Source organism: Microbacterium mcarthurae, from assembly GCF_046064585.1.
GTDB classification, from domain to species: domain Bacteria; phylum Actinomycetota; class Actinomycetes; order Actinomycetales; family Microbacteriaceae; genus Microbacterium; species Microbacterium mcarthurae.
Window position 1 is genome coordinate 1 of sequence record NZ_JAROCE010000009.1, and the last position, 5,395, is coordinate 5,395.

Here is a 5,395-nt window from a genome sequence, read left to right on the forward strand (position 1 = left end):
TTTGGGGTTGGCATCTGGATAGTCAGTTTTGACTTCCTGTTTGGTCAGATTGAACTCGTCTGTCCCGACCTTATTCCGGTTGGGTGGGCATTTTTCTTTTACGGAGAGTTTGATCCTGGCTCAGGATGAACGCTGGCGGCGTGCTTAACACATGCAAGTCGAACGGTGAAGCCAAGCTTGCTTGGTGGATCAGTGGCGAACGGGTGAGTAACACGTGAGCAACCTGCCCTGGACTCTGGGATAAGCGCTGGAAACGGCGTCTAATACTGGATATGAGCTCTCATCGCATGGTGGGGGTTGGAAAGATTTTTCGGTCTGGGATGGGCTCGCGGCCTATCAGCTTGTTGGTGAGGTAATGGCTCACCAAGGCGTCGACGGGTAGCCGGCCTGAGAGGGTGACCGGCCACACTGGGACTGAGACACGGCCCAGACTCCTACGGGAGGCAGCAGTGGGGAATATTGCACAATGGGCGGAAGCCTGATGCAGCAACGCCGCGTGAGGGATGACGGCCTTCGGGTTGTAAACCTCTTTTAGCAGGGAAGAAGCGAGAGTGACGGTACCTGCAGAAAAAGCGCCGGCTAACTACGTGCCAGCAGCCGCGGTAATACGTAGGGCGCAAGCGTTATCCGGAATTATTGGGCGTAAAGAGCTCGTAGGCGGTTTGTCGCGTCTGCTGTGAAATCCCGAGGCTCAACCTCGGGCCTGCAGTGGGTACGGGCAGACTAGAGTGCGGTAGGGGAGATTGGAATTCCTGGTGTAGCGGTGGAATGCGCAGATATCAGGAGGAACACCGATGGCGAAGGCAGATCTCTGGGCCGTAACTGACGCTGAGGAGCGAAAGGGTGGGGAGCAAACAGGCTTAGATACCCTGGTAGTCCACCCCGTAAACGTTGGGAACTAGTTGTGGGGACCATTCCACGGTTTCCGTGACGCAGCTAACGCATTAAGTTCCCCGCCTGGGGAGTACGGCCGCAAGGCTAAAACTCAAAGGAATTGACGGGGACCCGCACAAGCGGCGGAGCATGCGGATTAATTCGATGCAACGCGAAGAACCTTACCAAGGCTTGACATACACCAGAACACCGTAGAAATACGGGACTCTTTGGACACTGGTGAACAGGTGGTGCATGGTTGTCGTCAGCTCGTGTCGTGAGATGTTGGGTTAAGTCCCGCAACGAGCGCAACCCTCGTTCTATGTTGCCAGCACGTAATGGTGGGAACTCATGGGATACTGCCGGGGTCAACTCGGAGGAAGGTGGGGATGACGTCAAATCATCATGCCCCTTATGTCTTGGGCTTCACGCATGCTACAATGGCCGGTACAAAGGGCTGCAATACCGTGAGGTGGAGCGAATCCCAAAAAGCCGGTCCCAGTTCGGATTGAGGTCTGCAACTCGACCTCATGAAGTCGGAGTCGCTAGTAATCGCAGATCAGCAACGCTGCGGTGAATACGTTCCCGGGTCTTGTACACACCGCCCGTCAAGTCATGAAAGTCGGTAACACCTGAAGCCGGTGGCCCAACCCTTGTGGAGGGAGCCGTCGAAGGTGGGATCGGTAATTAGGACTAAGTCGTAACAAGGTAGCCGTACCGGAAGGTGCGGCTGGATCACCTCCTTTCTAAGGAGCATCTGGCGCTCGGGGTTTTCGGATCTTGGGTGTCCAGGCGCCGGATCAGACCGAATGTGTCTGCCGGTTAGCTCATGGGTGGAACATTTGACGGGGTGCTCATGCCGGTGGTTCGGGTCTAGTACGCAGCTTGCTGTAGGAACGGTTCGGGTCGTGGGGGTGGGTACATGCACGCTGTTGGGTCCTGAGGGGCCGGGCGCTGGTTGCGGGGTCTTCGGATTCTGTGGTTGGTGGCTGTTCCTCTGGGCTCTTTCCTGATGTCACGGTTGTGGCATGTCGGGGGAGGGTACCGCCCGTACTTTGAGAACTACACAGTGGACGCGAGCATCTTCCATGCAACCTTTTGGGGTTGTGTGGTGTAGATGATCTTAAAGATCATTAGTCAATTTTTTGACGATTCAGCTCATGTGATTTCAAGTCTTTAAGAGCAAACGGTGGATGCCTTGGCATCTGGAGCCGAAGAAGGACGTAGCAATCTGCGATAAGCCTCGGGGAACTGATAAGCGAGTTTTGATCCGAGGGTGTCCGAATGGGGAAACCCCGCCAGGGCGCGTGCGTACCTGGTGACTCCCGCCTGAATATATAGGGCGGGTAGAGGGAACGTGGGGAAGTGAAACATCTCAGTACCCACAGGAAGAGAAAGCAACAGCGATTCCGTGAGTAGTGGCGAGCGAAACCGGAAGAGGCTAAACCTAGCGTGTGTGATAGCCGGCAGGCGTTGCATGTTGGGGGTTGTGGGACTTTTCTGATTGTTCTGCCGAGCAGTCGACGTGACAAGAGGGTATAGACGAACGGTTTTGAATGGCCGGTCATAGAGGGTGCGAACCCCGTAGTCGAAATGCCTGTTCTTGGCGTGAAGAGTATCCCAAGTAGCACGGGGCCCGAGAAATCCCGTGTGAATCTGTCAGGACCACCTGATAAGCCTAAATACTCCCAGATGACCGATAGCGGACAAGTACCGTGAGGGAAAGGTGAAAAGTACCCCGGGAGGGGAGTGAAATAGTACCTGAAACCGTTTGCTTACAAACCGTTGGAGCACCCCTGGTAGGTGTGACAGCGTGCCTTTTGAAGAATGAGCCTGCGAGTTAGCGATACGTGGCGAGGTTAACCCGTGTGGGGTAGCCGTAGCGAAAGCGAGTCTGAATAGGGCGATTCAGTCGCGTGTCCTAGACCCGAAGCGAAGTGATCTATCCATGGCCAGGTTGAAGCGACGGTAAGACGTCGTGGAGGACCGAACCCACTTAGGTTGAAAACTGAGGGGATGAGCTGTGGATAGGGGTGAAAGGCCAATCAAACTTCGTGATAGCTGGTTCTCTCCGAAATGCATTTAGGTGCAGCGTTGCGTGTTTCTTGCCGGAGGTAGAGCTACTGGATGGCCGATGGGCCCTACAAGGTTACTGACGTCAGCCAAACTCCGAATGCCGGTAAGTGAGAGCGCAGCAGTGAGACTGTGGGGGATAAGCTTCATAGTCGAGAGGGAAACAACCCAGACCACCATCTAAGGTCCCTAAGCGCGTGCTAAGTGGGAAAGGATGTGGAGTTGCTTAGACAACCAGGAGGTTGGCTTAGAAGCAGCCACCCTTGAAAGAGTGCGTAATAGCTCACTGGTCAAGTGATTCCGCGCCGACAATGTAACGGGGCTCAAGCACGCCACCGAAGTTGTGGCATTGACATTTTTGGTAGGCCTTCGTGGTCCAGCCGTGTTGATGGGTAGGAGAGCGTCGTGTCGCGAGTGAAGCGGCGGGGTGACCCAGCCGTGGACGCGACACGAGTGAGAATGCAGGCATGAGTAGCGAAAGACGTGTGAGAAACACGTCCTCCGAAAGACCAAGGGTTCCAGGGTCAAGCTAATCTTCCCTGGGTAAGTCGGGACCTAAGGCGAGGCCGACAGGCGTAGTCGATGGACAACGGGTTGATATTCCCGTACCGGCGAAGAACCGCCCAAGCTAATCCAGTGGTGCTAAGAGTCCTAGCTCAGAATTTTCCGGATCCCTTCGGGGTGATGGTTGTCTGTGTGAACGCTCGACCCCATGCTGGTGCGGCTAGCGTATTAACAGGTGTGACGCAGGAAGGTAGCCCAAGCCAGGCGATGGTTGTCCTGGTGCAAGTGCGTAGGCCGAGTGATAGGCAAATCCGTCACTCATACAGGCTGAGACACGATGCGGATGAAAAGTGGGTGATCCTATGCTGCCGAGAAAAGCATCGACGCGAGGTTCTAGCTGCCCGTACCCCAAACCGACTCAGGTGGTCAGGTAGAGAATACCAAGGAGATCGAGAGAATCGTGGTTAAGGAACTCGGCAAAATGCCCCCGTAACTTCGGGAGAAGGGGGGCCATCCACTTATTAGGACTTGCTCCGAAAGGGTGTGGTGGCCGCAGAGACTAGTGGGTAGCGACTGTTTACTAAAAACACAGGTCCGTGCCAAGTCGCAAGACGATGTATACGGACTGACGCCTGCCCGGTGCTGGAAGGTTAAGAGGACGGGTTAGCCGCAAGGCGAAGCTCAGAATTTAAGCCCCAGTAAACGGCGGTGGTAACTATAACCATCCTAAGGTAGCGAAATTCCTTGTCGGGTAAGTTCCGACCTGCACGAATGGCGTAACGACTTCCCAACTGTCTCAACCGCGAACTCGGCGAAATTGCATTACGAGTAAAGATGCTCGTTACGCGCAGCAGGACGGAAAGACCCCGTGACCTTTACTACAGCTTGGTATTGGTGTTCGGTGTGGCTTGTGTAGGATAGGTGGGAGACTGTGAAGCGGACACGCCAGTGTTCGTGGAGTCATTGTTGAAATACCACTCTGGTCACTCTGGATATCTAACTTAGGACCGTGATCCGGTTCAGGGACAGTGCCTGGTGGGTAGTTTAACTGGGGCGGTTGCCTCCCAAAATGTAACGGAGGCGCCCAAAGGTTCCCTCAACCTGGTTGGCAATCAGGTGGCGAGTGTAAGTGCACAAGGGAGCTTGACTGTGAGACTGACAGGTCGAGCAGGGACGAAAGTCGGGACTAGTGATCCGGCAGTGGCTTGTGGAAGCGCTGTCGCTCAACGGATAAAAGGTACCTCGGGGATAACAGGCTGATCTTGCCCAAGAGTCCATATCGACGGCATGGTTTGGCACCTCGATGTCGGCTCGTCGCATCCTGGGGCTGGAGTAGGTCCCAAGGGTTGGGCTGTTCGCCCATTAAAGCGGTACGCGAGCTGGGTTTAGAACGTCGTGAGACAGTTCGGTCCCTATCCGCTGCGCGCGTAGGAAGTTTGAGAGGATCTGACCCTAGTACGAGAGGACCGGGTTGGACGAACCTCTGGTGTGTCAGTTGTTCCGCCAGGAGCACCGCTGATTAGCTACGTTCGGGATGGATAACCGCTGAAAGCATCTAAGCGGGAAGCCGGCCTCAAGATGAGACTTCCATACCCCTTGTGGGTGAGAGGCTCCCAGCCAGACTACTGGGTTGATAGGCCGGATGTGGAAGCGTAGTAATACGTGAAGCTGACCGGTACTAATAAGCCGATGACTTGATAACACACCGTTTTTGGTGCTTGCGTCCACTGAGTGGTTCTCGATGTACGGTCGGGAACACAACAATGACATAATCGTTGTTGGTTTTTGAAACATCAATAGTGTTTCGGCGGCCATAGCGAGAGGGAAACGCCCGGTTACATTCCGAACCCGGAAGCTAAGCCTCTCAGCGCCGATGGTACTGCAGGGGGGACCCTGTGGGAGAGTAGGACACCGCCGGACTTCTTCACACGAAATGGCCACCCAA

At 55.0% G+C, this 5,395-nt stretch carries 3 rRNA genes; all 3 read left to right on the top strand.

The window, feature by feature from the left end:
* Positions 1-97 precede the first annotated feature (97 nt).
* The 3 genes from P5G46_RS15265 (at position 98) to rrf (ending at position 5,370) form a co-directional block, all read left to right on the top strand.
* Positions 98-1,619: ribosomal RNA gene (locus tag P5G46_RS15265) — 16S ribosomal RNA — on the top strand.
* A 420-nt stretch (positions 1,620-2,039) separates the two neighbouring features.
* A 23S ribosomal RNA gene (locus P5G46_RS15270) occupies positions 2,040-5,152 on the top strand.
* 101 nt (positions 5,153-5,253) lie between these two features.
* A 5S ribosomal RNA gene (rrf, locus tag P5G46_RS15275) occupies positions 5,254-5,370 on the top strand.
* Together the 16S, 23S and 5S rRNA genes form the textbook arrangement of a ribosomal RNA operon.
* The last annotated feature ends 25 nt before the right edge of the window (positions 5,371-5,395 follow it).